Source organism: Methanosarcinales archaeon Met12, assembly GCA_002813105.2.
Lineage (GTDB): Archaea > Halobacteriota > UBA148 > UBA148 > JAJOKI01 > JAJOKI01.
This window is the reverse complement of sequence record CP017966.2, coordinates 72,333-98,923: the sequence shown is the minus strand read 5'-3', so window position 1 is coordinate 98,923 and position 26,591 is coordinate 72,333. Positions and strand designations below refer to the sequence as shown.

Below are 26,591 nucleotides of genomic sequence, written 5' to 3'. Positions count from 1 at the left end.
CTATGCGTTTTGAAATCGTCATTTCTGCTTAAGTTAACAGCACCATTACAAGGATAAGCCCTATTATTTGGAGTGTAAACATATAATCAAGAGAATGTTGAGACGACTCAGAGGAGTTTCTATTTTTCTCCATCTGAGGATTTCAAAGTTGTTTATGATACCCACCATTTTATTGTTTCATATGAGATGTATATTGCAGGTAGGGAAGGTAACAAAAACATTTACAAATGCAGACATTGGAAAATTCTTTCGTTAGAGTCTTTATCACTTGATGTTAAATATGAATTCAATTCAGATAATAAGCGATTATATTCAGGAGTAAATGGAACAATTCTTTTGGCAGAAGGGAAAGTATAAATGTGCAATAATGGCTTTTTCAAATAATTATTCATCAACAGCCTTGAGGGGGGTACTTCCACTTTGCAGTAAATTCTCTCTAAATCCCTCATAAAAACTCTAAATTAACAATACATCTCATATCGTAATTATCTGACATCCATCCCCTTCTACTATTATCGTGTGCTCTGCCTGTGAAATCAAGCCACCAGCGTCTTCTTTGAGCACTGGATATGGGTGTACAATGCTCATTGCTTCCAGTTGTTTTAATATAAAGTCCAGACGCGTCTGTGGCAACCATCGTTTTGCAAATGGAAGTGTTTTGTACTCTTCGATATCCTTCAATAGCTTTCTGGCAGCGGGCAATCGCACGGATTTCAGTTTTTTTAGGCGATATATCTCAGTGGACACTCCTTCAGACACATGCCCGGCACCATTTGTCGCAAATGGTTCGATTGCGATCACATCTCCTTCTCGGAGGACGATACCATGTTCAACCCGCCTATTTGGAATTGACGGAGGCATGTGCTGCATATATCTATCAAGTCTATGGCCGGCAAGATTCGCCACCGGCTTGTATCCAAATTCGTTTATGCTCTCTTCGATCACAGCGCCTATCTCTGCAGTACTGACGCCTGCGCGAATCATTTGAATGGCATTTTTCAATGCGACCTCAGTCGCCTCTACCAGCTCTGGATTATCACTTAGGTCGACCGTCACGGCAGTATCGGCGATATAGCCATCTACATGTACGCCGATGTCGAGCTTGACCATATCCTCTCCAAACACGGATTTGTCATTATATGATGGGGTTGCATGCGCTGCTTCATCATTTCGCGAGATGTTGCATGGAAACGCAGGCCGTCCGCCATGTTCCCTGATGGAGTTCTCCACGAATTCTGCCACCTCCAGCAGGGATGCATCGACCTTTACCCTATTTACTACTGCACTTCTCACTTCTGCCAGGATTTTGCCTGCCTGCTTATATTTGTCCAAAATTTCACCATCCATCATATCACCAGTTGTTTTGGAAATTTCGTGAGGTTCTGATGGCCCCTATTGGTGACGACGACCAGGTCTTCTATCCTGACCCCGCCGAACTTTGGGTCGTATAGTCCTGGCTCAACTGTGATTACGTTGCCCGCCCTCAGCTCAGAGCCACCCTCGCTCAAAGAGGGATTTTCATGAATATCCAGGCCAATCCCATGGCCAGTAGAATGAATAAATCCTATTTTCGCATTGGCTCTGTCTGTGCCATACCCTCGTTCCTCAAACAAATCGCACACGGCATTGTGAACATCTTCTCCAGTTACGCCAGCCCTGATGGTGTTAAACGCAACTTCCTGTGCATCCAAAACAGTTCGATACATCTCTTTTATCTCTGGGGCAGGGGTACCTCTCAAGAATGTACGCGACATGTCCGCATAATAGCGTTCTTTTTTATGATATGGAAAAATATCTATAAGAATTGGCGCATCTTGCAATAATGCTCCCGAGCCGACGCAGTGGGGATTGCTGCTTTGCTCACCGCATGATACAATAGGGTCCTCCATCCTGCATTGGTTGTCAACCAGTTCATGTTCGATGATGGTTTTCACCTGCTCAGAGGTGATGTTCAATTTATCAGACGTTACATCTGCTCCCTTGATAACGTTCAAGGCAGCGCGCATCGCCTTTTCACACGCGCGCTGTGTGCGCGTGATGCATTCGATTTCCACTTCACTCTTGACTTCTCTGTCTCTATCGAGCTCCTCGGCCAGATGTATGCCAACTCCTTTCTTTTTCAGTTCTCCAGCGACATAAAATGAAAAATCGTTCGGCACGTTTATACTCGAAATGCCTTCTTCATGCAGGATTTTGTACAGCAGTTCGTAACGCGCCTTTTTTGGACCATACTTTTTGACCATCTCCTTAAACCCATAATCAGCAGTGGACCTTATGTCCAGGATTTTCGACTCTTTCTTGGCCCGTTCCACTTCCATCTGGGAGAGTACGATGAACTCCTTTTTATCGCCCTTTATATAGACCATGGAACTTGATGTCAGAAACTTTGTAAAATAATACATATTGGCGTTATGAATGCTGTTTCCGGTAATCAGCAGTGCCTTCCTCATGACCATCATTCAGGCTTAATGTACCTATTGTCTTATGAAAGTTTAGCAAAAGTTTAATGTGCTCGTGGAGGAGGATAATACATTATGAAGAAATTATTGGTGGCTCTGGTTATTTTGGCTATCGTCACAACTGCTGCGGGGTGCATCGAACCAAAAGAGGCGGGCGCTGCCAGAGTGGATGAGGGCGCACTTGTAAGGGCTGAATGGATTCAGGAAGGTGATGTACAGAAACAGACCATGGAAATTTTAAATACAACTTTTCTCACGCTTGAGATAAACACTGCGATGCTGACTTATAAGGACAAGGAGCTACAAGATAGAATAGAACGCCATACGGCCGGATTATCAGATGCGACGTCTTATATGATGACCGTGCGAGTGGTATTTCCCCTCGATATTGTTCCGCCGTCCGATATGGTTCTTGATGCGATGGAGGGACAATTCCTGGAGTCCATGAGGGAGAACGCCCCTGATGTGCAGCAAACTGAGGTTAAAACGATTAAAATCGATGCAGGATACGTGGCATACGCTAAAATATACGAGGGCACAGTCCATTATGAGGGTGGCTCTGTGAGGATAAGGGGAATCTTGGCCATATGGAATGATGGAGAATCTACTATTGTGGCCGGAGCGGTCGTCCCATTGGAGGATATTACCTTTTTGGGAATTCCTATCGTCAAAATAGATGGCGAGGCAGAGTTTAAGGAAGTTATCACACTGATTCAGAGTGTTGCGTAGTGAGTTTAGGTGGTTTCACGTCCCGAGGATACTGATAATGATCAGATAGATGAAGTCTCCGTAGACTACTGCCGTTATAAATCCTAATGTCAGCGGAATCATGAAGGGCAGACCCGGCGTTATCCATATCCTTTCCGGTATTTTGCCCTCCTTTGCAAATCGCTGGAGAGTTTCCACGACCTCCTCGTCTATCGCGATGCCTCTGCGACTGAATTTACGGATGACTCTGCCCCCTTCTTCGACGTAATTTTCCATCAGCCTGATATGTCGTCGGTTTTTCAATTCCGATATCTTGGATTTATATCCTAGGAATAGATATGCTGGCTTTTCCATCATTTCATCACGGTTCAAGTGAACCAAATTGTAGATGAATACGAAGAATGGAACTACGCTCGTCAGTATGAGGGCGTTCCCGAAAGTGCTGAACGCAAATAGATTAAGTGGCGGAATGCCAGCCAATGGAATTGAATGTTCAAACAATCTGATGGGATGGAACGTTGGGACCACTATCGCGAGTGAGATGATGGCCTTGGCATCCGCTCCACCAAATGCGCCCATTTTAAAAAGTACGTATGCGAATGCAGAAATCAGCATCACAGAAAGCCCAAAATTGAGAAGCGAGATGAAGCCGTGATCGATGAAATCGAGAAGTGCTAAAACCGCTCCGACTCCAATCATTGGAAGCCATACTAAATTTGAGACGCGTCTATTCTTTAGATCAGAATAGCAAGCATAGAGCAGAAAGGGAATGCACACGAGTATTCTCATCACGCCGATATCCAACATTCCACTCACTAAAATTCTCCATTAAAGGTCTCTCGCTCATTTATGATTTTATGGCTTCTTTGAGTCTGGCATCGTACTTTTCTAGAATATCCTTACTCGGTGTTATGTTCATGACACTCAAATAACTGGGGTCATTGTAGCTATACAGTTCTATTCCAATTATGTTGATATCGCGGGATGCTATGAATTTCGCCCCCGTTTCGACCAATGTGTCGTAGATACTTTCCCCTGGATGTCCCGTCATTATTATATTATTACCCCGAGATGTCATGCGAATAATCGTTTCGGCAAGTTTATATTTGCTTACCGTTGTATGTGGCATTTTTTTTGGCTCATCTATTACGAGCGTGGTAGTTTTCTCCGAGTTCAATAGCTTCATTTCTAACCTGAAGAGCTCCCCGACGTTGAAGATGACTTGTGATATGCCAAAGTCACCCAATCTCTCCGCCAAACCGAGCGCCATATATGTTTTTCCTGAATACTCAGGTCCACATATAAATATTATATTGCCAGCCATATAGATTAATTGTATCCTGCACAATACTTAAAAAGGTTGCTAAATCATGGCTTGGCGATATAATCGTTTAATCTTTCATAATTTTCCATATCGCTACCAACCCTCCACCCACGATGATCGATATCATCGCAACCGCGATAAATAGTCTGTCATGGCTGCCTACCGCACGCACGTCTATTTCGAGTATTGTATCATGTTGAATATCGATGCGTTCGATGTGAGGTCCAGCAAATATGGTGTAGTTGCCGAACGCCAATCCAACGAACGTGACGTCATCGCTGGTGACCGATGATATGACTACACCGTCTTTCTGGAGTACTATATCCATCGGGGACCCTGTGACGACTCGCAGGTTTGCATATTCTTTAATAAGAATGACCCCGCCATCAGAGTACGGTAACGTGTCCATGACGTCTAATATGCTGAGCAACGTTGGTGCAATGTCACTCTGCCTGCCAGACTCAACTACGCCCACCCGTACATTTGGGCCAGATATTATCAAGGGAATCCGCTGAGCTTCGAGCGTGTCCGCATATTTATCCGAGGCATGTCCGCCACGTGCACCCTGTCTTGGAAACGCCATTCCATGGTCGGCGGTTATGATGAGCACAATATCCTTCTCGATACATGTTTGATACAGCTCGTACAAGTCCCTATCCAACTCTTCGATCACCTTCACATATCGCTCTGAGCCGAGATAATGGCCTGCCAAGTCCACTGCACCCACGTTCACAGTGAGCAGAAACTTCTGAGTGGGATGGTTTTCAGCCATATAGCGTATGATTGCATTCGAAGCATCGATGGCCCACCCATTATATGCAGCGTATCTCTCAACTCCCTCTTTGCCATCCAGATAGTTAGGGAGCCTTTTCTGCCATGTTTGCATCAATTCATGCAAACCAGCTGGCACATGTGGACGGGCTTCCATGTCTATGGATGGATTTCGAATCGAGGCGGATGCATCAAAGAGGATGGCATCCTGTTTAGCGCGCATCTCTTTGAAGTCACCCTTCTGCATCACGGCAAGGCAGAGATAGTCATGGACGCGCAAAACGTCAAATATCGTCGCCCAACCGCGCCCGACCAGCTCGGTATCCGCGCGCGAGTAGCCGGTGACGAGGACGGAATGTCCAGGGGCAGTGCTGGTCTGGGGTGCTCTGATATCCAGGACACGCGCTCCACCGTCTGCGATCAGCATGATGTTGCTTACATTTGCCCGATTAAGGGCACTTCCATCCAATGCATATGGGGTGAATTCTGGATAGATGTATGATGAGCCCATGCCATCGACGATCAATAAAACAGCGCCTCTTGTGACTGCAGGGGAATCGACGTCGACAATTGTGGCAGATGCTACGGATAATAGCGTGCATATGGTCAGCAGGAATAATATCACTTTAATCGTTTGCACGTAAATGAGTTGATTTTAGATATATAAATACGTGACCAAAGGTGGCAGTTATATTTCGATAGATATGTTTCGGGAAATAAATCCAATATGTTGCCGAGCTGAATTTTGTGTAACGTAGATCCAGTCCAGTTTTTTGCTTGTGAATCCGGCTGTTAATTCATCTAAATACGATAGCATATTAGATATATCATAAAGGAAAAATCAATAAGCTCGTTCAAACTAGAGCCTGAAGAGAGTAAAGAATTGCTGATACTTGATGAGAATAATCCAATTATTCCTATAGATAAAAAGTATGTGGAAGCTGATATTGAAATTTATGGTACAAAAAGAGATATCATAAAAAAGGTGCCTGTGAAATTATATATAGGCGCTTCTTATGGCCATAGATTTCCCACAGGAATATGAGGATTTTTGAGTTTTAATCAGGATTACATAAAGCTATTATTTTAAGAATGAGATAAGACCTATGATAACATGTTGAGGGATGTAAATGATTAAAGTGGCGATAAATGGGTATGGAACGATTGGCAAAAGGATAGCAGATGCGGTAAAAGCTCAAGACGACATGGAGGTCGTGGGCGTCGCAAAGACACGACCCAATTTTGAAGCCAAGCTGGCTATCGAGAGGGGATATGACTTGTATGCGGCAATTCCAGAAAAGTGCGACGATTTCGAAATGGCAGGAATCGATATCGTTGGAACGATCTACGATATGCTGGGTGAAGCAGATATTGTCGTCGACTGCACACCCGAAGGGATGGGAGCCAAAAACAAGCCAATGTATGAGGAAGCAGAAATCAAAGCGATCTTCGAAGGAGGGGAGAAGCACGATGTTGCGGGATTTTCATTCAATGCCGAATGTAATTATGCAGGCGCTATCGGGCGGGATTTCGTCAGAGTAGTTTCGTGTAACACCACCGGCCTCTGCAGGGTCATTCATCCTCTAAATGAGGCGTTCGGCATAAAAAAGGTGCGAGCAGTCTTGGTTCGACGTGCTACAGACCCTGGAGACGTCAAAAAAGGACCTATCAACGCCATCATGCCTGACCCTGTAAAACTGCCGTCCCATCATGGACCGGATGTTAACACCGTGTTACCTGAAATCGACATCACGACGATGGCAATCAAAGTCTCCACGACGTTGATGCACTTGCATACGTTGAATATCGTGTTCGACAGCATTCCAGCGGTAGACGACGTAAAAGCGGTGTTGCAAAAAAGACCGCGAATTCGATTTGTAAGCGCGGCAGATGGACTGACTTCGACTGCCTCCATCATCGAGATGGGGAGAGATATGGGCAGGCCCAGATATGATGTATGGGAGAACTGCATCTGGGAGGATTCCATTGATGTCGAAGGGGGAGAGCTCTATTTTTTCCAGGCAATTCACCAGGAGTCAACCGTAATACCGGAAAATGTGGATGCGATTCGTGCGATGACGAATCTGGAAAAGAGTGCAGAGAAATCAATGCAGAAAACTAATACGGCGATGGGTCTCGGATGAGAATACAGGTGGTTGCACACTGTTTGCTGAATCCAATGGTGCGAGTGAGCAAGGGCGTCGAATTTGAGCTGGATGCGCCCGTGATCCAGCTACCGTGTCCTGAAACCATTTATTTTGGACTGAAGCGCTGGGAAGTGACTAAAAATCAGCTGGACTTTCCTGAATACCATAGATTTTGCCACCGCTTATTTAAGCCATATGCAGACATGATTCAATTATTGGCTGAAAAAGGTGCAGAGATCGAGATGATAGGGATGCCGAAGAGTCCATCTTGCGGAGCAGAGACGACCAGCATGGGATATCGTGGGGGCAAGATAGCATCATGCAGACATGAACACGTGAGTGGCAAGGGCATATTCTTCGAGATAGTTGAACAGGAATTGAGGCAGAGAGGAGTCAAGGTCACGTTCAAGGATGTGCAAAAGCCATGATGGAAACGCGTGCAGAGATATATGTATCTGGAAGAGTGCAAATGATCGGCTTCAGGGCATTCACCGTGCGTCATGCAACGATCCTTGGCCTGACAGGATACGTCTGCAATTTATCGGATGGTCGCGTTCATGTGGTCGTTGAGGGAGAAAAAGACAGAGTAAATGAACTGATTGCATTGCTCCGAAGGGGACCACCTGGTGCATACGTTCAAGATGTAAAAGTCAAGATGGGCACTCCAACGGGCGAGTTCACAACTTTCGGCACGAGGTATTAATATGCGATGCGCCGAATAACCTCATCCAGCGTCAGCATCTCCTGTTCAGCAGTCTCCATATTTTTAAGGGTAACCTTCCCGGCCCGTAATTCTTTTGGTCCAATTATGACTGCATAGGTGGCTCCAATGGCATCGGCGTGGGATAACTGGACTGTGAAATTCCTGCCCATCAGGTCTACGTTCGTGGGGATGTGTTCTCTCAATCGTTGCGCAATTTTTTGTGCTTCGGAGCTCGCCCTGTCGGTGGATATGACTACGACTGTCTTTTGAGTGGGCACCCGTATAGTGCCCAGCGCCTCGATGACCCTGTCAAAGCCTATGGCAAAGCCAGTAGACGGCGTATCCCTGCCACCGAACAGATGTGCCAGTCGATAGGTGCCTCCTCCGCAGATCTGGTTCTGCGCACCAAGGTTCTCCGCGTAGATTTCAAAGACCATATCCGTGTAATAGTCCAGCCCTCGTGCAATGCCGAAATCGATCGAGTACTCAATCCCAAGTGCATTTAACGTGTCCAAAACACTTTCGAGATGAGCCAGGCCAGGAAGGTCGCCGACTATCTCGCGCGCCTTGCTGATTGCATCTCCTCCTTTTAAACTGATCAGGTTGAGAATGGGCTCTTTTATATTCTGGGCGCCGACCTGTTCTAAGAGTCCAACAAGCCCTTGGCTATCTTTCTTGTCGATATGCCTCATGACCATACTCCGCGTTTCCGCATCCAGTGAACCCATGAGTGCTCTAAGTACGCTTAGTTGTCCAATGCGCAAATCTCCCTTAAGATCGATCGCATCAAGCACAGAGGATGCGAGTGCGATGACCTCGGCGTCTGCTTCAGGACGGTCACTGCCGATTAATTCGGCCCCCAAATGCCAGAATTCTCTAAGGCGCCCTTTTTGCGGCCGTTCATATCGAAAACAGTTTCCGAAATAATAGAGTTTCAGGGGTTTTGGCGTCACCTGTAGCTTGTCAACATACATCCGCAGGACCGATGCGGTCAGCTCTGGTCTGAGGGCCAATGCCCGTCCACCCTTGTCCTCGAAATCATATATTTCGTCTACGATGGTTGCCCCTGATTTAATCGTGAATAGTTCCAGGTGCTCAAAGGTGGGCGTTTGGACCTCTCGATATCCCCAGTTTTCTACTGTCTGGCGCATTTTACTCTCGATAAAGCGCCTTTTTGTCATCTCTTCTGGCAAAAAATCGCGCGTGCCTCTCGGTTTCTGTATTTTCATTTTTTGCCCCCATCCCGAATGAACATATACATATGTATATATCATTTAATACTTCTTCTAAAAAGATATTGGGTAGCATATGGGAGAAAAATGAGGCAATCTGTCGACGAATATTTCATGGAGATATCATCGGTAGTGGCAAAGAGGTCGACGTGTCTGAGAAATCAGGTGGGCGCCGTAATGGTAAGGGACAACCGCATCCTCTCAACAGGGTATAATGGAGCTCCGCATGGCCTGGCGCACTGTTTGGATATTGGATGCATAAGGGAGCAAAACGGCATCTCATCAGGAGAGCGGCACGAACTCTGTCGGGCTGTTCATGCTGAACAAAATGCAATTATACAAGCCGCCATCCATGGCGTGAGTACGGAAAACGCGACAATGTATACTACACATCAGCCGTGCATACTCTGCGCTAAAATGATCATCAATGCGAAGATTGGGAGGGTTGTATACCTTGGAGACTATCCTGATACGGAAGCGCTGGAGTTTCTAAGACAAGCCAACGTGGAAGTCGTTAAATTTGGTTAGGTCGAGGCTGTTGTCGACATCTTTTTTGTGTCATGAATCGTCGTTGTCCAATTGTTTATTATAAAATTACCAATTGATAGCTCCGTTGGAGCGATATTGGGGAAGTGGTATAGGTGAGAAGAGAAATAGTCATTCAATGGGATAGAAATTCGATAAAACACATTTCTAAACACAATGTAACCGATAAGGAGGTTAATAAAGCCGTAAACGGCAAAATCTTGATGAGAAAAATATCGAGGAAGGGCGTATCATTGGTGGAAATACTGGGACAGGTAGAGGGAAGAACGTTGTTCATCGTTTTAAAACTGCATGGAGATAGATACAAAGTCGTGACCGCAAGAGACGCAAATGACAGCGAAAAAAGGTTATATAAGAAAAGGAGAAAGTAATGTGCTATGAGAAAAGTTAAGATCAAATCCATGGAGAACATAGAAGCACTGCAAGAGGGGGAGTGGGTAGAAGTTCCCGAAGGATTACATGCCAAATTTTATTATGAAGTGAGCAAGAAGGGCGACAAACTTACGATTACCATGCCTAAAGGAGTGTCCAATAAACTAAAGGGCGAGCTGTTCGCTTCTTTTGACGATGATAAAATTGTGATCGAAAAGGCGTAAATTGTAGATAGATTCATAAAAATCGTTTTTATTTACCAGTGCTGGAGTTTTTAAAGCAAGCCAACGTGGAAGTCGTGAAGTTTGGTTAGGTCGAGGCTATTATAAAAGCCCAGCTTGTTCTCTCACGCTTTTGCTTTTCGGGGCTTTTCCATGTTCTTTTATGTGAGCCATGATCCACGCACAAAGCTCTCTTGCTTCACTCTCTCCCTGCTTCTCCAATATGGTTTTAAGGGCACCCTTGTACATCGTTCTCTGTCTGGAAAAACCTCGGCAGTCAATAATCTTCTCCTCTGCCAAACCATCAATCATCCGAATTAACTCGCTGACCGTCTCATCCTTATCAGTAACTACTCCAGTCTTATCGGCACCAATAATCTTCTTGATTATACTAATGAATTTATCTATCATTTGAGCACCTTTACTTTTTTTAACTCATAGCTATGTGGAATATAATCGTATATCTTATACATATACTAAAATATAAGCATATCTATATAGATTTGATATCATCAAATATTTCTCCTTTTTGACAAACGACGAACTTTATTTTATCCCTCGTTCAGACCACCAACGTGTCTCGCACTTTTGTATAAAAATCCCTATCCGTCCTGACGAATAGTGCAGGTTCTCTTGCCTTGATAAATCTGGTGATGTCCTCTTTTGTGATGGTTTGACGATGCTGTCCGTCTATGACGATCGTGGCGTTCTTGTCTATGCGCAACAACTCAAGTGTTATTTCACTATCTCCTGGGATGACCCATGGTCTGGCAGATAATTTATAGGGGGCGAGGGGCACGATCACAAAGGCATCTACACGCGGGTCGATGATAGGTCCGCCAGCGCTCATGGCATATGCAGTCGAACCAGTGGGTGTTGCCACTACAACACCATCAGCTCTTGTGGTTTCGATCTCTTTCCCATCGATTAAAACTCTGAAGTGCAGTATTTTGGCAGGTCTTGAAGTGATAACTGCCACCTCATTGGTCGCAGGAGGAAGCTTTTCATCATTCACGTGCACGGCAAGTCGCGCACGCTTCTGTATCTCGAATCCATCGAGTACCCGTTCGATCACTTCTTTGGCGCTTGCTGGAACGACATCGGCCAGAAATCCCACGTCTCCCATATTGATGCCGAGGATGGGCGTTGGTCTGGGGAGTAGCTGGATGGTGCGCAGTATGGTTCCATCTCCCCCAACCGTGATAATCATATCTACGTCCATTTTGGATAGGGGAACTGCACATTCACGTTTGCCTATTTCGGCTGCAGCTCGCGGCTCCAGAACTATCTTGACCGAATCCTGGAAGGAGTTCACGATAGCATTGACCATCTGAATCGCCTCCACCGTGTCGCATCGTGAAACAACGCCTATTTTCTTTGGTTTCACCTACATCACCCCTGTAATCTGGTAATCAACTCTTTGTGTATCCCCTCGTTAGCAGCTACGATATTAACCCTTCTTTTGACATCGAGTGGCGAGTTCAGTATGGCGCCGTTATCGTCCGTCACGATTCCGCCCGCTTCTTCTATAATCAGTTTTCCTGCTGCCACATCTGTGATGCGCAAGCGCCTTCTGACGTCGACAAATCCGTCCAACCTATTGGATGCCACATAACATAATTCGAGCGAGGCGCTTCCCATCAGTCGAATCCTTTTATTATTTTTATTCATGAAATCCATCAACGGTGTACACCCGTTAACCGACACGCAATATTCATCTAAATTGGTCTTGTCGGCTACACGGAGCTCTTTTCCATTCATGAACGCTCCCTTGGCTCTTTCTGCGCTGTATTCATCCCCTGTCACCAGGTCCTTAACATATCCATAATATACCTGAGAGAGATCGGAGCCACCAACGGCTATGGAAATTGAATAGAAGGGTATGCCATGAATGGCGTTATATGTCCCATCCACCGGGTCTAATATGATGGTGAACTCGGGACGCTCACCTAAGACGATGCTTCCCACCTCTTCGCTTACCAGCCTGATCGACCGTCCATCTTCCTTTAAAACGCAAAGTGCCGCCTTCTCAGCGATGTCGTCTATCCTGGCGGTGGGCGTGCCATTTGCCCCTTCGTAAAGTATGACTCCTCCATCTGCAATATTGGTAAGGTCTTTGATAGCATCGCCAACTGCATCTGCGATATCCCTGCATAATCTTTTCATGGTGCTATTGTATGTCATTGACATACATTTAAATTGTGGCATATATATTAAGATGTTACCTAGATTTAATAGGAGGGATACGTTAATGAAAGAACAAACAGAGGTCAGAACGCTCAAACAGGGGAGGTATGTCGTTATAGATGATGAGCCGTGTACAATCCTTAACATCGCCACTTCCAAGACAGGTAAACACGGGTCTGCAAAGGCACGAATAGATGCAGTTGGCATATTCGACAATCAAAAAAGGTCGATAGTACAGCCAATCAGTGCCAAGATATACGTGCCTATAGTTGAGCGTAAGAAAGCACAGATATTATCTTTTTCTGGAAAAGATTCCGCACAGCTAATGTGCATGGATGACTACTCCACGTTTGAGCTTAAGGTCCAAGAGGAGTTGCAGGGCAAATTGAGTGTGGGGCAGGAAATCACATATCTTGAAAGCATGGGAAACAGAAAAATAGATATGCGGTGATGCGATTGTTTACCTGTCCTGTTTTTGCAGATGCCAATGCTGGCTATGACGACTCGGAATTTGTTATATTCGGGGTACCTTTCGATGGCACATCATGTTTTCGCCCTGGCGCCAGATCAGCGCCTGCAGCAATGCGAGCGGCATCTTACAATTTTGAGACATATAGTTCAGAGCATGACGTGGACCTATGCGAGGTGCCATTCTGCGACCTGGGCGATATTGAAGTGAGCACCAATATAGACGAGACGCTTGCACTCGTACGGTCGGCAGTGGAAAAAATCATAGGAGATGATAAGGTGCCTATCATGATGGGCGGTGAGCATACACTGACACATCCGTGCATTCAGGCAATCGATGATGTTGGGGTCATGGTACTGGATGCGCATCTCGACCAGAGAGATGAATACAGCGGAAGTAAACAGAGCCATGCATGTGTCTCGCGGCGCATCCTTGAGGAATGTGGCGTAGAAAACTACGTCTCCATTGGGATTCGAAGCGGAGCGAGGGAAGAATATGATTTCGTCAGGCAAAATCGCGTTAGATTTTACACAGCAGAACAGGTTCAATCGGAGGGCATCGATATGGTGGTACAGGAGACGCTCGATTATTTAAGTACAGATAGGATATATCTCTCAATAGACATCGATGCCATCGATCCTGCATACGCGCCGGCGGCTGGGACGCCCGAACCCTTTGGGTTAACGCCCTCTGACGTTAGATTCGTCATTAAAAGCATAGCATCTCGCGCAGTTGGATTTGATATGGTTGAGATTGCACCTGCTTATGACCACGGGCAAACCGCCTTGCTGGGTGCAAAACTAATTCGGGAATTCATTGTAGCAAAAAAGAGGGGTGAATAAGGTGTTGCAAAAGCCAATCAAACAAATACGACTTGATTCGGGTATGACGGTAGCTCAACTAATTGAAGAGATGAGGGGGGCTGCGTTTGGTGCGGGCAGACTGGCAGAAGCCGTTGACATTTATGAAGCGATGCTATGCGACGACGGGACGAAGTTTTTAGGATTCGCAGGGGCAATGGTGCCTGCAGGAATGCGGCAGATAGTCGTGGATTTGATAAAAGAGCGGCAGATAGACGTTCTCGTCACTACGGGCGCAAATATCGTTCACGATTTGATAGAAGCATTTGGAGGGCGCCACTACAAAGGAGTGGAGCAGGTAGATGACCTTGAATTGAGACGCAGGCATATCAATCGCATATTCGACGTTTTTCTTCCGGAACGTCACTTTACCGTTTTTGAGGATAGGCTTTTGGATATTTTTGCAGACATCGATAGGGACGGCATGAGTATCAGGGAGTTGCTGACGGAGATAGGATTGAGAGTCGATGACCCCAATTCGATAACAGGTGTGGCCGCAGAAAAAAATGTCCCGATATTCTGTCCCGCAATCGCGGATTCTGCCATAGGGTTGCAGGCATGGTTATACACCCAGACCAAGAGACTTGATGTTGATACATTCAAGGATATGCGCGAATTCATGGACATCTGCTATAGCGCGAAGAAGACGGGCGCGATGTTCGTTGGCGGTGGCGTTCCCAAGAACTTCATACTCCAGTCCATGATCGTCACGCCGAGAGGGGGATTTGATTATGCGATACAGCTCACCATGGACCGCGCGGAGATGGGTGGGTTATCAGGGGCGACGCTGGACGAAGCAAAGTCATGGGGCAAGATCGGTGAATATGCTCGTGCTGTTACAGTTTATGCCGATGCAACGATAGCTTTGCCCATCATCATAGCTGCTGTAAAAGAGCGATTGAATAGATGAAGATATTTCAGAAACGCATTAAGGGGATAGCAAAGGACACTCTGCAATTTATACTTGAATCGTGCAAGTCCACACACCCAAATGAATTTGTCGGATTGCTGCAGGCAAGAGAAGATATCATCACTGATGTGATCATATTACCGGGCACCATCTCATCAGAGGTCAGCGCAGTTATGATGCTATACATGATGCCTTTAACTCTAGATAGTGTGGGGTCTGTTCACAGCCACCCATCTTCAAACATAATCCCTTCAACGGATGATCTGGTGATGTTCGAGCGTGGGAACAATTATAATATTATCGCAGGACACCCATACACTGGACAGAGCTGGGCATGCTACAACTCTGCTGGAAAAAGAATAGAATTGCCGGTATTGGATATTGAAATCGAGGATGACATATCGATTTTAGATGAGGATTGAATGATAAAAGTGCTTGCAACTGGAACCTTTGAGATATTGCACCCCGGCCACCTTACATATCTCAAAAAGGCAAAGGAACTCGGGGATGAGTTAATTGTCATCGTTGCCAGAGACTCGAATATTAAACATAAACGAAAGCCAATGATCCCCGAGAAACAGCGATTGGAGATGGTGAAATCGCTCAAACCGGTTGATAAAGCAATTCTTGGCAGTGAGACCGACATCTTCGCGCCACTGAAGGATATAAAACCTGACATCATCGCGCTGGGACATGATCAACATTTTGACGTTGATATGCTGGTAACACAATTGCGCCACAGAGGTATAATGGCGGCAGTGGTGCGCATAGGGGAATTTAATTCGTGCAAACTATGCAGCAGTGGCGGGATTATGGAAGAGGTCCGTAGAAGATTTGTGGATAAATCTTGATGGATTCTTCCCAATAATGAGTATTTTTTAATTTGGATTTTATATAATGTCCTTAATTGCTTGGCAACCCTTGAGATACTTTATCAACGATACTCTTTAAAAATTCCTTTCCCATGGATTTTGGAATTTCTCTATTCTCTTTTTTAGCAGTCTCCAACCATAGATCAATAGCTACTCTAATTTCTTTTAACGCTTCTTCTTCAGTCTCTCCAAAAGCTGAACAGCCGGGAAGTTCTGGAGCTATTGCAATATGGCCTCCATCTTCCTCGCTATAAAATATCTCTATGGTGTATTTATGACTCCCCATCTATTCCTCTACTAAGTTATATTTCTCAATAATCTTTATGAATTGCCTGACTTGATAAGGTTTTGCCCTCCCTTTAACATTCTGAAGGTTTAACATCTCCCTTATTCCATTCCTTACAAGTATCCTGTGGCTGCCTTTACCACCTTTAAAATTAAAGCCAAATAATTCTGCTGCCCTGCAAAGCTCCTCAAATCTGACATTTTTTGGATTTTCTTTGAGCTCTTTGTATATTCCTTTCTTGTCCATTGAGATTACTCATAGATATTCCTTGTATAATTACTTTTAAAACCTTTCGCCATATGGAATATAACGTTCCGAGCATATACGACGTTTTGCGATAGCAAAATGTCCCGAAGGGCAAGGGCGTTAGCCTGTAGCGTATATGCTGTGTTATCGGAAGTTTTGCGACAATCATACAATTTCAAATAATGTTTTTTGTTTTTCTGGCTCAACTTGTTTATTCCTTTTTATCTCTGCAAATTTACCACTTAATCTTTTTAATATAACATTATAATATTCCTTTGATATTTCCATTGTAATAAAATTTCGTTTTAGTCTTTTGGCTACTGCAGCAGTTGTTCCCGTACCACCGAAAGGGTCTAAAACTAAATCGCCTTCTTTAGAACTTGTTTTTATTATTAGCTCTAACAAATCTTCAGGCATCTGACAGGGATGCTTTCCTATCCGTTCTTTAAAAGTGCCACAAACCCTTGAAAATTGCCAAACATCATCAGGGATTTTTCCAATTGGATTTGCCCGTCTATCTTTATAAATAAGTTGCCTCGCAGAAGGAATTCTTATATTTTTATCATTAAATGTAAATCGTTCTTTGTCTTTAGTGAAATATAGAATATGAGTATGCGCACGATTAAATTTTTTTCTCTGATTTTGCCCAAAAGTGTAGTACCAGATAATCCAATTTCTAAAATAGAAGCCTGTCCTTTTTAAAATTACATTTATCTCTGCTGCGAATTCATCACCAATTGCAATGTATATTGTCCCATTGTTTTTAAGTAATCTATAAGTTTCTTTTATCCATTTTTCTGACCAGTTATAGTACTCTTCATAAGACATGTTGTCATTATGAACATCGTATTTTATCCCTATATTGAAAGGCGGATCTGCAAATACTAAATCTATAGACTTATCTGGTAATGTTCTCATAATTTCTATACAATCGCCCAAATATACTTTGTTTACTTCCATTGTTATTCTCCAAGATTAAATAACTGACATGGTTTTGTCTTGAATTGTATTTTTGTTGGGTCTGGAGTTCCACCTTTTCTTTGCATTGTGATTTTTCCAATAAGTTTTGTAACTAACATCCAATCAGCAGATAACCCACCTCTTCCCTTGATTATATCGCTTATTATCATAATTTGATTTCTCTTAAAGAATTTAATAATTTTATCCTGAATTCTTTCTGGCATTTCGTTCAAGAACAGGCGTCGTTTATCTCTAAATTTTTTAATACTTATTTTCCCTGAGTATTTTTTATGGGCTATTTCTCCTGTAAAAAGTTTAAGCCAAAATGTAATCTCATCATCAAATTTCCACATTTCTTGATAGTCTGCAACAGTTCTTTTGTCAATTTGATTATAATCAGCATCAGAATTTGCTTTCTTGAGTGACATATTTTCAATTTTAAGTATATTCCCAATCTTTATAATAATTCTTATCTGAGCGTCTGCCTTTTTAAATCTCACAAACTGCTCGTACTCTTTTTCATTAACTTCAAACTTACTTAAATCATTCTTCTTTATTCTGGTAGGAACTTGAATTGCTTTTACAGAATCAAGTTTTTTAATATCGTAATTCATTATTTTGAGCCATTCCTGTGCCTCTTTATCTTTTCTCCAAGAATTAAACTTTCTACAAATTGCCTTTTCGTTTGCAAACCCGCCTTTTGCAATTTTTGAGCCAAGTTCTGTTTTATCCATATTTTACCTCTTTAAGCAAAATTTCCGATAACTCTTTATATCTGAACTCAAGTTCGCATATCATTCCATCTTGGTCACATTACTCAGTTCCATGTTTCCATCCAGACATATATTCTATTTGCTCGGCGCTCATTCGGTCAATCTGAATCCCCATTGATTCCAATTTCAGGTGCGCCACCTGCTCATCGATGTCTTCAGGGACGCCGTATACCTTGTTTTGGAGGTCTTTTCCATACTCCACGATATATCTGACACATAAAGCCTGGTTTGCGAAGCTCATGTCCATAACCTCGACAGGATGCCCATCACCTGCTGCCAGATTAACAAGCCGCCCCCCTCCCAGGACATAAAGTCTCTTCTCATCCAAATCATACTCTTCAATATTGGCTCTAACTCTTCTGACGCTCTTTGCAATCTTGCTGAGTTGAGCCATATCAATCTCCACGTTAAAATGACCGGCGTTTACCAGTATTGTGCCATCCTTCATAAGCTTAAAATGCTCCTTTATGATGGCATCTTTGTTGCCGGTGGTAGTGATGAAAAAGTCACCGATCTTCGCGGCTTGAATCATTGGCATTACCCTATAGCCGTCCATTTTTGCTTCCAAGGCTCGAATCGGATCGACCTCGGTTATTATCACGTTTGCGCCATGGCCATCCGCTCTCATCGCAACGCCTTTACCGCACCACCCATAACCTGCGACCACGACATTCTTTCCAGCTACCAGCAGGTTCGTCGTCCTGATTATTCCGTCCCATGTCGATTGCCCGGTGCCATATCGGTTATCAAAAAGAAACTTGGTTTTAGCATCGTTGACAGCTATCACTGGAAATTTAAGCGCATCATCAGCCTGCATAGCCTTTAAGCGACGGACGCCTGTGGTGGTCTCCTCACATGCCCCAATGATGTCTGGGAGCAGTTCCTTGCGGTCAGTATGGAGCCTGAATATCAGGTCAGCGCCATCGTCTATCGTAATATCTGGTTTATTATCCAGAACAGCGTCGATTGCCCGATAGTATTCTCTGGTGTTACAGTCGTGTTTTGCATAGCATGGTACATCCTTCTGACGCAATGCAAGTGCCACATCATCCTGCGTGCTTAATGGATTGCAACCCGTGATTGCGACCTCTGCGCCACCTGCCGCCAGAGTCTCTACTAACACAGCGGTTTTGGCTTCGACATGAAGCGCCATTCCAATCGTATGCCCCTCAAGCGGGAGCTCTGCTTCAAACTGTTTTCGTATGCGCCCTAAGACGGGCATATGTTTTTTTGCCCACTCGATTCTGAGGCGACCCTCTTCTGCTGATGGAGATTTACTTTTCATGCTTCTTGATCTCCTCTTCAATTTCCGAAATAACGTCTATGTTATGTATCTTCTTTTTTCCGCCCTCTTTTATAGATATAACATAGAACACTTTGCCACCGTATTTTTCAGTAAATTTCTTATGAGTGGCTTCTTGAATCGAATGTTCTTTAAAGATTTGAGGTATGTGTGAAACATCTCCAGCAGGTTTAATCTGAAGTCCGATATACTTGTCTCCTATCTTGATGAAAAAATCTACGTTGTACAATCTGTCCCACTCATCGGGGGCAGGCTGAATCTTCACATTCAACTTCTTTTGCAATTGACCATAGATGGTATCAATCTCGGTCATATATCCGTCAAATGTCCTGTCTATTACCATGTTAAACATATATTCAATACAATCTTCCTCTGTGATTTCTTCAACTTCGGCGGAGATCACTTCGGTAATTTTAATGTATAATTTCCGACCTAATTCTTCTATGTGTTCTTTGGTTCTGACATTTCGAAAATAATACTCGCTCCACTCCTTGATGGTCTTTGGAGAACATTTTCTGATCTCCTCGGAAACCGCTCCAACGTTGCGTTTGAAATTCAACTGAAAACGATTCATCGCACTATTTAAAATCCATTCCTTTGCCATTATTTTACCATCCTGTAGGTTAAAAATTGAGACTTGTATTTGTAATCTAATGTAGTATCCACATCAACAAGATCATTTTTAATAAGGTGTGCATTGATAAATGTCTTGTTTCTTAGATAGAGATAGCATAACAGATGATCTTTTTCATCGTATTTGGTGGCGTCAAATTTCAAGAATACTTTTTGCCCTTTCGTTTTCTGCTGTAAAAACTGTATTGCGTCTCTATTTTTTTCTGGTATCTCATTCACCCCCAATAATCTGACTTTTAATCCATTATTCAGTATCAATATCTCAGGACTGATTACATCTTTCACAGCGTAATATGTTTCTCTTCCAGGATGAGAATTATCTATTTTTGACCCAAATCTCAATTTCCTCGGGTCAATTTTCTTATCAAACTTTATCGGGTCCTTGAAAATATATGGGAGTTCTTTAATCTTTTCTTTGAAGTCTATTCTTGGTTCCTCTTGCCTGATTATCTCAAAAGTTACATCTTGAAAAATAGTGCTTTGGTTTATTCCAAGTTTTTCTTTTATGATTGGCAGAAAATCTTCATTTATTTCGTATCCGATGGAGTTTCTGTTCAGATTTTTAGCAGCCAAAGATGTCGTCCCGCTTCCAAGAAATGGGTCAAGGACTGTATCACCAACAAAACTAAACATTTTAATAAGTCGTTTCGGTAGCTCTTCAGGAAACATCGCAAGATGCTTATCCTGCTTTTCACCTGGAAAATTCCAGTGTCCAGTAAAGTATTGATTCCATTCTTCTTGCGTTAATCTCGATTCCTCTTTAATCTCTTTGCTACCCTTAGGAGGACTCCCATGTTTTTTGAAAATTAAAATAAATTCGTAATCCAGTTTGAGAATACCATTTCTTGGATAGGGAAAAGAACCCATTACAGTAGCCCCACCAGTCGTATGGCAAGTAGTAACCTTTTGCCAGATGATGGCTCCCATATAATCGAAGCCAGCACTTTCGCAGAACTTGATGATTTCGGTCCTTATCGGGATAACTTTATACCTTCCATAATAGACAGAGCGAGCAAACTGGTCGCCTATATTAACACACAAACGACAGCCTTTATGCAAAACCCTATGGCATTCACTCCAGACCAGATTGAGATTATTGATATACTCTTCATAACTATCATTGAAACCTATCTGTTTTCCATTTCCATAATCCTTCAGTTGCCAATACGGTGGAGAGGTAATGATAAGATGGACTGATTCGTCCTCTACCTCCTTCATACATCTTGAATCACCAATGATTATTTTTTGCTGGGTTTTCATACCATCATCTCATCCTTAATCCACCTTGATGTTACTAATATTACGCGCAACTTGAGATTAAATTCTCTGCAGCCTTTTCAGCCTTTTCCATGATATCCTCTTCATCCAATGCCTTGACTACATAGTTTTCCATCAAAACCTTTCCGTCCACTATGGTCGTGCCGACATCGCTGCCTTTTGCACAGTAAACCAGATGTGACGTGAGACTATGCTTAGGCGTCAGGTGCGGCTTATGAATATCGACGATGATGATATCCGCCTTCTTGCCCTTGGCAATGGTTCCACCGTCAATACCAAGTGCATGTGCGCCGTTGATGGTAGCCATTTTCAACACCTCCTGTGCGGGAATCACAGTTGGGTCGAGTTTGTGGACCTTGTGGAGCAGCGCAGCCATTTTCATCTCGTGGAACATATCAAGGGTGTTGTTAGAGGCGCACCCATCCGTTCCTATTCCTACTACAATCCCATTGTTGATACACTCTGGAATCGGGGCGATTCCCGATGCGAGTTTCATGTTGCTGGTGGGATTGTGTGCTATTTTAACATCGCTCTTCTTCAGGATTTTGATATCATCATCTGAAAGCCAGACGCAGTGCGCAGCCAGCACATCTGGACCGAGAAAACCGATATTGTCCAGCAGTCGTACGGAGCACATGCCATATTTGGCCATCATTTCATCCGTCTCCATCTTCGTCTCTGCAAGATGGATGTGAATGCAGACACCATCTTTATATGCTCGCTCCCTTACACGTGTCAAAAAATCTGGCGAGCAGGTATTCGGCGCATGAGGTCCATATCTAGCCACAATTCGTCCATCTGCCGCACCATTCCACTTTTTGATGAATTTTCTGCCGATTTCCAGCTCTCTTTCCCCCTTCTCTTCATCGCCGAGTTCGATCATGCCGTATGACAGCACACCCCTGAGTCCGGACTCTTCTACTGCCATGGCGGTTCCATCCATCTTGATATACATATCTGCGAATGTTGTCGTGCCGGACCTGATCATCTCGAGGCAGCCGAGCAAGGTACCAATGTGCACATCAGCATCGGTCAGCTTTGCTTCTATTGGCCATATGTGCTCTGTGAGCCACTGCTTCAATGGAAGGTCGTCCGCATAGCCCCTGAACAGAGTCATGCCAAGATGTGTATGGGTGTTGACCAGACCTGGCATCACGATTCCGCCACTGGCATCTATCACCTGGTCTGCCACGCCACTCTTGCCGATATTTGCGATTACCCCATTTTCAATGGATATGGGCTCCTTGACAAATCCCTTCGGAGTCATGACAAGTCCATTTTTGATTAATATGTCGGTCATACACAGTCCACACTCGTTTATGGTTTAGGATTATATATAACAAAACTTCATATGTAATTAATGGTGTACATAAAATACGGAGGTACTATAAACTTGAAAATCGCGTTGCCAAACAAAGGACGGTTGTACGAGCCTTGCACTCGATTATTGGAGCGTGCAGGGCTGCACATCATCGACGGGTCGATGAGAAAACTGTTTGCGAAAACAGTAAACCCTGATATTAACTTGCTATTCGCACGCGCTCCTGATATTCCGGAATATGTGCAAGATGGTGCAGCAGACCTTGGGGTTACTGGATTTGATTTGATTACTGAAGCAGGCGTAGATGTTGAAGTCCTGCTTGATCTGAAATTTGGAAAAGCGGAGCTAGTGTTGGCCGTGCCAAACGATTCCAAGATCAAAACGGTGATGGACTTAAAAGGTAAACGAGTCGCAACCGAATTCCCAAATATCACCAACAGGTTCTTCGATGAACGCAAAATCGACGTCGATATAATAGAAGTGTCTGGAGCCACGGAGATGACGCCACATGTCGGCATCGCCGATGCCATAGTAGATTTAACGAGTTCTGGCACGAGTCTGGTGATGAATCGATTGGAGGCGATAGGGCATGTGCTCTCGACATCTGCTAGGCTGATCGCAAATAAAAATAGCCTGAAGCAGAATTTGGAAAAGATAAACGAAGTTAAGACTGCACTGGAGAGTGTTGTCCGTGCCGAAGGTAAGCGATACCTTATGATGAACGTGCCTCAAGAGGCATTGGAGAGGGTAAAGAAGAGGATACCGGGATTATCTGGTCCTACTGTACTGCGCGTAGAATCTGCCACGCCCATGATGGCAGTTCATGCTGTTGTCGACGAGGATGACATATTCACCACCATAAACGAGCTTAAGCGACTGGGTGCAAAGGATATTTTAGTGGTCCCGATTGAAAGGATGGTACTGTGAGTTTTGAGATAATCCCTGCCGTAGACATCAAGGACGGCAAATGCGTCCAGCTCGTGCAGGGCGTGCCTGGCACTGAGACGATTTCGCTGGACGACCCTGTCGGGGTCGCCATGCGCTGGGTCAAAGAGGGTGCAAACGTCCTGCATTTAGTGGACCTAAATGGTGCGATAGAAGGAAGGCGAAAAAACACCCACCTAATTTGTCAGGTCAGAGAGAGATGTCCTGTGACGATTCAAGTTGGAGGTGGCATCAGGTCCTATGATGATGCTGTGGTCCTTCTCGATATGGGAGTTGACAGAATCATCTTGGGAACCGCAGCAGTAGAAAATCACATGCTCGTCAAAAAACTGGCAGATGAGTATGGAAGTGAACATATCATGGTCTCTCTGGATGTAAAGGATGGCGATGTCATGGTGGAGGGATGGAAAAAGAGTTCTGGAGTCAAACCGATTGACATAGGTATGAAGTTCCAGAAATTGGGCGCAGGCTTCATCTTCTTTACAAACATAAACGTCGAGGGATTATTGTCTGGAGTGGACCCAGAACCGATTGACGAGTTGGTTCATGCGGTGGACATCCCAGTAATCGCATCCGGGGGTGTCGCATCTCTGGACGACCTGATCGCCATCAAAGGGGTGGGTGCTGCTGGTGCAGTGGTTGGAACTGCACTATATAAAGGCAACTTCACGCTAAAAGAAGCGATGAGAGTGGTACGATGAGGATATCCAAAACAAAAAGAAAGACGAATGAAACCGACATCGAAATTTCCTTGAACATAGATGGAAAAGGGAATTATGATATAAACACGGGTATACGATTCTTTGATCATCTGCTTTCGAGTTTTGCTAAACATGGGTTATTTGACCTGAATGTCAGGGCGTCCGGGGATAATGAGCATCACATCGTGGAAGATGTGGCAATTTCACTTGGAGCGGCGTTCAGGGATGCTTTGAAAGAGAAGAGAAGTATAAGACGTTTCGGTTCCGCCATAATTCCCATGGACGATGTCCTATTATTAGTTTCAGTAGATATAAGTGGCAGAAGTCACTGCAATTTTGACGTCAACTTTAGTAAGAAGAGTATAGAGGGCATGAGCATCGAGATGATATCCCATTTTATCGAAACTTTCGTCTCAGAGTTCAAGATAAACCTTCATGCGAAACTTTTGGATGGAAAGAACGACCACCACAAGAGCGAGGCGCTATTTAAGGCACTGGCACTGGCGCTGGACGATGCTACGAAGATCGACACCCGAAGAGAGGATGTACCGAGCACGAAAGGATTGTTGTGAGCATCCTCAAATAGCCTTATATGTCGGCGCACATCATGTCCTTAAAGAATAAGATGACCAAAAAAATACTCGTAACGACGGCATGGCCATATGCCAATGGTCCCCTGCATCTGGGACACCTTGCAGGCTCGTATCTGCCTGCCGATATATTCGCCAGATACAACAGGATGGTCGGAAACGAGACGCTGATGGTTTCCGGGACAGATGAGCATGGAACGCCCATATCTGTGCAGGCAGAGAGGGAAAACCGCGCGCCCAGGGATATAGCTGATAAATATCACGGAATAATCAAACGCTCTCTTGGGGATATTGGATGTTCATATGACCTGTTTACCAGAACGACGACTGAGAATCACCACAACACCGTACGGGATTTCTTTCTGACGCTGCTCGACCACGGTTTTATTTACGAGAAAACCATGAGTTTGCCTTACTGTCCAAAGTGTAATAAGTTCTTGCCAGATCGATATGTAGAGGGGACATGTCCTAAATGCGGCGCAAAAGAGGCAAGAGGGGACCAGTGCGATGAATGTGGCAGGACACTTGACCCTACTGAGTTAATCGATCCATACTGCAAGCACTGTCATACTATGCCCGGGATGAGAGAAAGTAAGCATTACTTCTTAAAACTTTCCGCATTTCAAGACAAGCTTATAGCATGGATCGAGACCAAAAAGGGCCAATGGAGACCTAACGTCTATAATTTCACGATCAACTGGTTAAAGGAAGGATTGCTGGATAGGCCTATCACACGCGACCTTGAGTGGGGAGTTCCGATACCAATCGAAGGGGCCGAAGGTAAAGTAATCTATGTGTGGTTTGAGGCGGTGATAGGTTATCTTTCTGCGACTAAACAGTACTTTGCCGAAAGAGGTAAGCCCTACGCATGGAAGGACTGGTGGAAAGACCCAAATACGGAGACATATTATTTCATCGGAAAGGACAACATCCCCTTCCACACCATCATATGGCCTGCGATGTTGTTGGGCTATGGCGAATGCTTGAACCTCCCAAGCGATGTGCCAGCAAACGAGTTTCTGAATCTCGAAGGGGGCAAATTTTCGACCAGCAAGGGCTATGCGGTCTGGTTAGATGAATATCTGGAGCATTTTGATCCAGACCCCCTGCGGTATTACTTGTCCATCAACATGCCGGAGTCAAAGGATGCGGATTTCACATGGGATGAATTTCGGCGCAGGAATAACGAGGAACTAGTAGCCACTTTCGGAAATTTTGCCCATCGCGTTCTGACGTTCATCGATAAGTTTTATGATGGCATCATACCAGAGGCGGCTGACCTTGATGAACAGGACATGTCCGTATTAGCTGATATTGACATGGCAGTGGACGAGGTCGGCACCCATATTCAAAAGTGCGAGTTCAAAAGGGGGATGACGAGGATAATGAATTTAGCATCGCTCGGCAACCAATACTTCAACGAAAAAGCTCCCTGGAAGGACAAGGAATCATGTGGAAATACGCTTTATGTAAGCGCATGTATTGCACGGGCACTGTCCATTCTAATAACTCCCTTCTTGCCATTCTCGGCGCAAAAACTCTGGAATATGTTGGGATATGATAGTTCGGTGCATGAGCAGGAATGGAGGTCTGCGAAAGGAAACATCAAATCCCAGCGCATAAGGGATGTGAAGCCTCTGTTTAAGCTCATTGAGGAGGGGGACATTAGAGAACGGAAAGCCAAACTGGGCAAAATGTGACCTGGGATAAAAACGGATTTGTAAAAACATGCGGGCATTTTAAAAGTATGTCTGTTTATTTACGCACAATTTGT

The 26,591-nt window shown here is 44.3% G+C and carries 34 protein-coding genes; 17 read left to right on the top strand and 17 right to left on the bottom strand.

The window, feature by feature from the left end; translation table 11 throughout:
- Window positions 1-474: 474 nt before the first annotated feature.
- Window positions 475-1,350, bottom strand: a complete 876-nt coding sequence (gene map, locus BME93_00650; protein ID ATZ60698.2) for a type II methionyl aminopeptidase — start codon at window positions 1,348-1,350, stop codon at window positions 475-477.
- Complete coding sequence (locus BME93_00645; GenBank protein ID ATZ60697.2) at window positions 1,347-2,459, bottom strand: Xaa-Pro peptidase family protein; 1,113 nt, start codon at window positions 2,457-2,459, stop codon at window positions 1,347-1,349. The genes map and BME93_00645 overlap by 4 nt, the downstream gene beginning before the upstream one ends.
- A 75-nt stretch (window positions 2,460-2,534) precedes the next feature.
- Here BME93_00645 and BME93_00640 point away from each other — a divergent pair, with 75 nt between their 5' ends.
- Window positions 2,535-3,188: a hypothetical protein gene (locus tag BME93_00640; GenBank protein ATZ60696.2), complete on the top strand. Its 654-nt coding sequence runs from the start codon at window positions 2,535-2,537 to the stop codon at window positions 3,186-3,188.
- A 15-nt stretch (window positions 3,189-3,203) separates the two neighbouring features.
- Here BME93_00640 and BME93_00635 read toward each other — a convergent pair whose 3' ends face one another.
- The 3 genes from BME93_00635 to BME93_00625 all read right to left on the bottom strand — a co-directional run bounded on the left by BME93_00635 (window position 3,204) and on the right by BME93_00625 (window position 5,902).
- Window positions 3,204-3,974 carry an A24 family peptidase C-terminal domain-containing protein gene (locus BME93_00635; protein ID ATZ60695.2) on the bottom strand — a complete coding sequence of 257 codons (771 nt, stop codon included), beginning with the start codon at window positions 3,972-3,974 and terminating at the stop codon, window positions 3,204-3,206.
- A gap of 40 nt (window positions 3,975-4,014) precedes the next feature.
- Window positions 4,015-4,491 carry a hypothetical protein gene (locus BME93_00630; protein ID ATZ60694.2) on the bottom strand — a complete coding sequence of 159 codons (477 nt, stop codon included), beginning with the start codon at window positions 4,489-4,491 and terminating at the stop codon, window positions 4,015-4,017.
- 67 nt (window positions 4,492-4,558) lie between these two features.
- On the bottom strand, window positions 4,559-5,902 hold the full coding sequence (locus BME93_00625) for an alkaline phosphatase family protein (GenBank protein ATZ60693.2): 1,344 nt from the start codon (window positions 5,900-5,902) through the stop codon (window positions 4,559-4,561).
- A 243-nt stretch (window positions 5,903-6,145) separates the two neighbouring features.
- Between BME93_00625 and BME93_00620 the strand changes: the two genes are divergently transcribed.
- The 4 genes from BME93_00620 (at window position 6,146) to BME93_00605 (ending at window position 8,112) form a co-directional block, all read left to right on the top strand.
- Window positions 6,146-6,307: a hypothetical protein gene (locus BME93_00620; GenBank protein ID ATZ60692.2), complete on the top strand. Its 162-nt coding sequence runs from the start codon at window positions 6,146-6,148 to the stop codon at window positions 6,305-6,307.
- Window positions 6,308-6,392: 85 nt separating this feature from the next.
- Entirely contained in the window at window positions 6,393-7,406 is a 1,014-nt protein-coding gene (locus BME93_00615) for a type II glyceraldehyde-3-phosphate dehydrogenase (GenBank protein ATZ60691.1), read from the top strand.
- On the top strand, window positions 7,403-7,837 hold the full coding sequence (locus tag BME93_00610) for a hypothetical protein (protein ATZ60690.1): 435 nt from the start codon (window positions 7,403-7,405) through the stop codon (window positions 7,835-7,837). The genes BME93_00615 and BME93_00610 overlap by 4 nt, the downstream gene beginning before the upstream one ends.
- The gene (locus BME93_00605; GenBank protein ID ATZ60689.1) at window positions 7,834-8,112 is read left to right on the top strand and encodes an acylphosphatase; all 279 of its coding nucleotides are present in this window, start codon (window positions 7,834-7,836) and stop codon (window positions 8,110-8,112) included. Before BME93_00610 ends, BME93_00605 begins: the two co-directional genes overlap by 4 nt.
- Here BME93_00605 and hisS read toward each other — a convergent pair.
- Window positions 8,109-9,341 carry a histidine--tRNA ligase gene (hisS, locus tag BME93_00600; GenBank protein ATZ61706.1) on the bottom strand — a complete coding sequence of 411 codons (1,233 nt, stop codon included), beginning with the start codon at window positions 9,339-9,341 and terminating at the stop codon, window positions 8,109-8,111. The two genes, BME93_00605 and hisS, sit on opposite strands and share 4 nt — an antisense overlap.
- Before the next feature lie 90 nt (window positions 9,342-9,431).
- On the opposite strand from hisS, the gene BME93_00595 reads away from it, so the two are divergent.
- The 3 genes from BME93_00595 to BME93_00585 all read left to right on the top strand — a co-directional run bounded on the left by BME93_00595 (window position 9,432) and on the right by BME93_00585 (window position 10,486).
- Window positions 9,432-9,872: a cytidine/deoxycytidylate deaminase family protein gene (locus tag BME93_00595; protein ID ATZ60688.1), complete on the top strand. Its 441-nt coding sequence runs from the start codon at window positions 9,432-9,434 to the stop codon at window positions 9,870-9,872.
- A gap of 113 nt (window positions 9,873-9,985) precedes the next feature.
- Complete coding sequence (locus BME93_00590; protein ID ATZ60687.1) at window positions 9,986-10,261, top strand: hypothetical protein; 276 nt, start codon at window positions 9,986-9,988, stop codon at window positions 10,259-10,261.
- A 6-nt stretch (window positions 10,262-10,267) separates the two neighbouring features.
- Window positions 10,268-10,486 (top strand): hypothetical protein, encoded by a 219-nt coding sequence (locus tag BME93_00585; protein ATZ60686.1) that lies wholly within the window; start codon window positions 10,268-10,270, stop codon window positions 10,484-10,486.
- Window positions 10,487-10,585: 99 nt separating this feature from the next.
- On the opposite strand, the gene BME93_00580 is transcribed toward BME93_00585, so the two are convergent.
- From BME93_00580 to BME93_00570, 3 genes are all read right to left on the bottom strand, one after another.
- Window positions 10,586-10,894: a hypothetical protein gene (locus BME93_00580; protein ID ATZ60685.1), complete on the bottom strand. Its 309-nt coding sequence runs from the start codon at window positions 10,892-10,894 to the stop codon at window positions 10,586-10,588.
- Window positions 10,895-11,045: 151 nt separating this feature from the next.
- Window positions 11,046-11,870, bottom strand: coding sequence for an NAD(+)/NADH kinase (locus BME93_00575; GenBank protein ID ATZ60684.1), 825 nt, complete (start codon window positions 11,868-11,870; stop codon window positions 11,046-11,048).
- 5 nt (window positions 11,871-11,875) lie between these two features.
- Complete coding sequence (locus BME93_00570; GenBank protein ID ATZ60683.2) at window positions 11,876-12,649, bottom strand: bifunctional fructose-bisphosphatase/inositol-phosphate phosphatase; 774 nt, start codon at window positions 12,647-12,649, stop codon at window positions 11,876-11,878.
- 85 nt (window positions 12,650-12,734) lie between these two features.
- On the opposite strand from BME93_00570, the gene BME93_00565 reads away from it, so the two are divergent.
- Genes BME93_00565 through BME93_00545 form a run of 5 tightly spaced genes read left to right on the top strand, consistent with a single transcriptional unit; the run spans window position 12,735 to window position 15,760 of the window.
- Entirely contained in the window at window positions 12,735-13,121 is a 387-nt protein-coding gene (locus BME93_00565) for a translation initiation factor IF-5A (GenBank protein ID ATZ60682.1), read from the top strand.
- The gene (speB, locus tag BME93_00560) at window positions 13,121-13,981 is read left to right on the top strand and encodes an agmatinase (GenBank protein ID ATZ60681.1); all 861 of its coding nucleotides are present in this window, start codon (window positions 13,121-13,123) and stop codon (window positions 13,979-13,981) included. Before BME93_00565 ends, speB begins: the two co-directional genes overlap by 1 nt.
- Before the next feature lie 4 nt (window positions 13,982-13,985).
- On the top strand, window positions 13,986-14,909 hold the full coding sequence (locus BME93_00555; GenBank protein ID ATZ60680.2) for a deoxyhypusine synthase: 924 nt from the start codon (window positions 13,986-13,988) through the stop codon (window positions 14,907-14,909).
- Window positions 14,906-15,331: a Mov34/MPN/PAD-1 family protein gene (locus BME93_00550; GenBank protein ID ATZ60679.1), complete on the top strand. Its 426-nt coding sequence runs from the start codon at window positions 14,906-14,908 to the stop codon at window positions 15,329-15,331. The genes BME93_00555 and BME93_00550 overlap by 4 nt, the downstream gene beginning before the upstream one ends.
- Window positions 15,332-15,760, top strand: coding sequence for an FAD synthase (locus tag BME93_00545; GenBank protein ATZ60678.1), 429 nt, complete (start codon window positions 15,332-15,334; stop codon window positions 15,758-15,760).
- Between the two features lie 52 nt (window positions 15,761-15,812).
- Here BME93_00545 and BME93_00540 read toward each other — a convergent pair whose 3' ends face one another.
- The 8 genes from BME93_00540 to BME93_00505 all read right to left on the bottom strand — a co-directional run bounded on the left by BME93_00540 (window position 15,813) and on the right by BME93_00505 (window position 22,560).
- Window positions 15,813-16,067 carry a type II toxin-antitoxin system HicB family antitoxin gene (locus BME93_00540; GenBank protein ID ATZ60677.1) on the bottom strand — a complete coding sequence of 85 codons (255 nt, stop codon included), beginning with the start codon at window positions 16,065-16,067 and terminating at the stop codon, window positions 15,813-15,815.
- Complete coding sequence (locus BME93_00535) at window positions 16,068-16,313, bottom strand: type II toxin-antitoxin system HicA family toxin (GenBank protein ID ATZ60676.1); 246 nt, start codon at window positions 16,311-16,313, stop codon at window positions 16,068-16,070.
- Window positions 16,314-16,478: 165 nt separating this feature from the next.
- Window positions 16,479-17,273, bottom strand: coding sequence for a site-specific DNA-methyltransferase (locus BME93_00530; protein ATZ60675.1), 795 nt, complete (start codon window positions 17,271-17,273; stop codon window positions 16,479-16,481).
- A 2-nt stretch (window positions 17,274-17,275) separates the two neighbouring features.
- Window positions 17,276-18,007, bottom strand: coding sequence for a hypothetical protein (locus BME93_00525; GenBank protein ATZ60674.1), 732 nt, complete (start codon window positions 18,005-18,007; stop codon window positions 17,276-17,278).
- 79 nt (window positions 18,008-18,086) lie between these two features.
- Window positions 18,087-19,331 (bottom strand): adenosylhomocysteinase, encoded by a 1,245-nt coding sequence (locus tag BME93_00520; GenBank protein ID ATZ60673.1) that lies wholly within the window; start codon window positions 19,329-19,331, stop codon window positions 18,087-18,089.
- Window positions 19,321-19,953, bottom strand: a complete 633-nt coding sequence (locus BME93_00515; GenBank protein ATZ60672.1) for an MjaI family restriction endonuclease — start codon at window positions 19,951-19,953, stop codon at window positions 19,321-19,323. Before BME93_00515 ends, BME93_00520 begins: the two co-directional genes overlap by 11 nt.
- Window positions 19,953-21,242 carry a site-specific DNA-methyltransferase gene (locus BME93_00510; GenBank protein ATZ60671.1) on the bottom strand — a complete coding sequence of 430 codons (1,290 nt, stop codon included), beginning with the start codon at window positions 21,240-21,242 and terminating at the stop codon, window positions 19,953-19,955. The genes BME93_00515 and BME93_00510 overlap by 1 nt, the downstream gene beginning before the upstream one ends.
- A gap of 40 nt (window positions 21,243-21,282) precedes the next feature.
- Window positions 21,283-22,560 carry an amidohydrolase family protein gene (locus BME93_00505; GenBank protein ID ATZ60670.1) on the bottom strand — a complete coding sequence of 426 codons (1,278 nt, stop codon included), beginning with the start codon at window positions 22,558-22,560 and terminating at the stop codon, window positions 21,283-21,285.
- Between the two features lie 93 nt (window positions 22,561-22,653).
- Here BME93_00505 and hisG point away from each other — a divergent pair, with 93 nt between their 5' ends.
- Genes hisG through metG form a run of 4 tightly spaced genes read left to right on the top strand, consistent with a single transcriptional unit; the run spans window position 22,654 to window position 26,517 of the window.
- Window positions 22,654-23,508: an ATP phosphoribosyltransferase gene (gene hisG / locus BME93_00500; GenBank protein ATZ60669.2), complete on the top strand. Its 855-nt coding sequence runs from the start codon at window positions 22,654-22,656 to the stop codon at window positions 23,506-23,508.
- Entirely contained in the window at window positions 23,505-24,227 is a 723-nt protein-coding gene (gene hisA, locus BME93_00495) for a 1-(5-phosphoribosyl)-5-[(5-phosphoribosylamino)methylideneamino]imidazole-4-carboxamide isomerase (protein ID ATZ60668.1), read from the top strand. The genes hisG and hisA overlap by 4 nt, the downstream gene beginning before the upstream one ends.
- Window positions 24,224-24,799, top strand: coding sequence for an imidazoleglycerol-phosphate dehydratase HisB (gene hisB / locus BME93_00490; GenBank protein ID ATZ60667.1), 576 nt, complete (start codon window positions 24,224-24,226; stop codon window positions 24,797-24,799). Before hisA ends, hisB begins: the two co-directional genes overlap by 4 nt.
- 53 nt (window positions 24,800-24,852) lie before the next feature.
- Window positions 24,853-26,517, top strand: coding sequence for a methionine--tRNA ligase (metG, locus tag BME93_00485; GenBank protein ID ATZ61705.1), 1,665 nt, complete (start codon window positions 24,853-24,855; stop codon window positions 26,515-26,517).
- The last annotated feature ends 74 nt before the right edge of the window (window positions 26,518-26,591 follow it).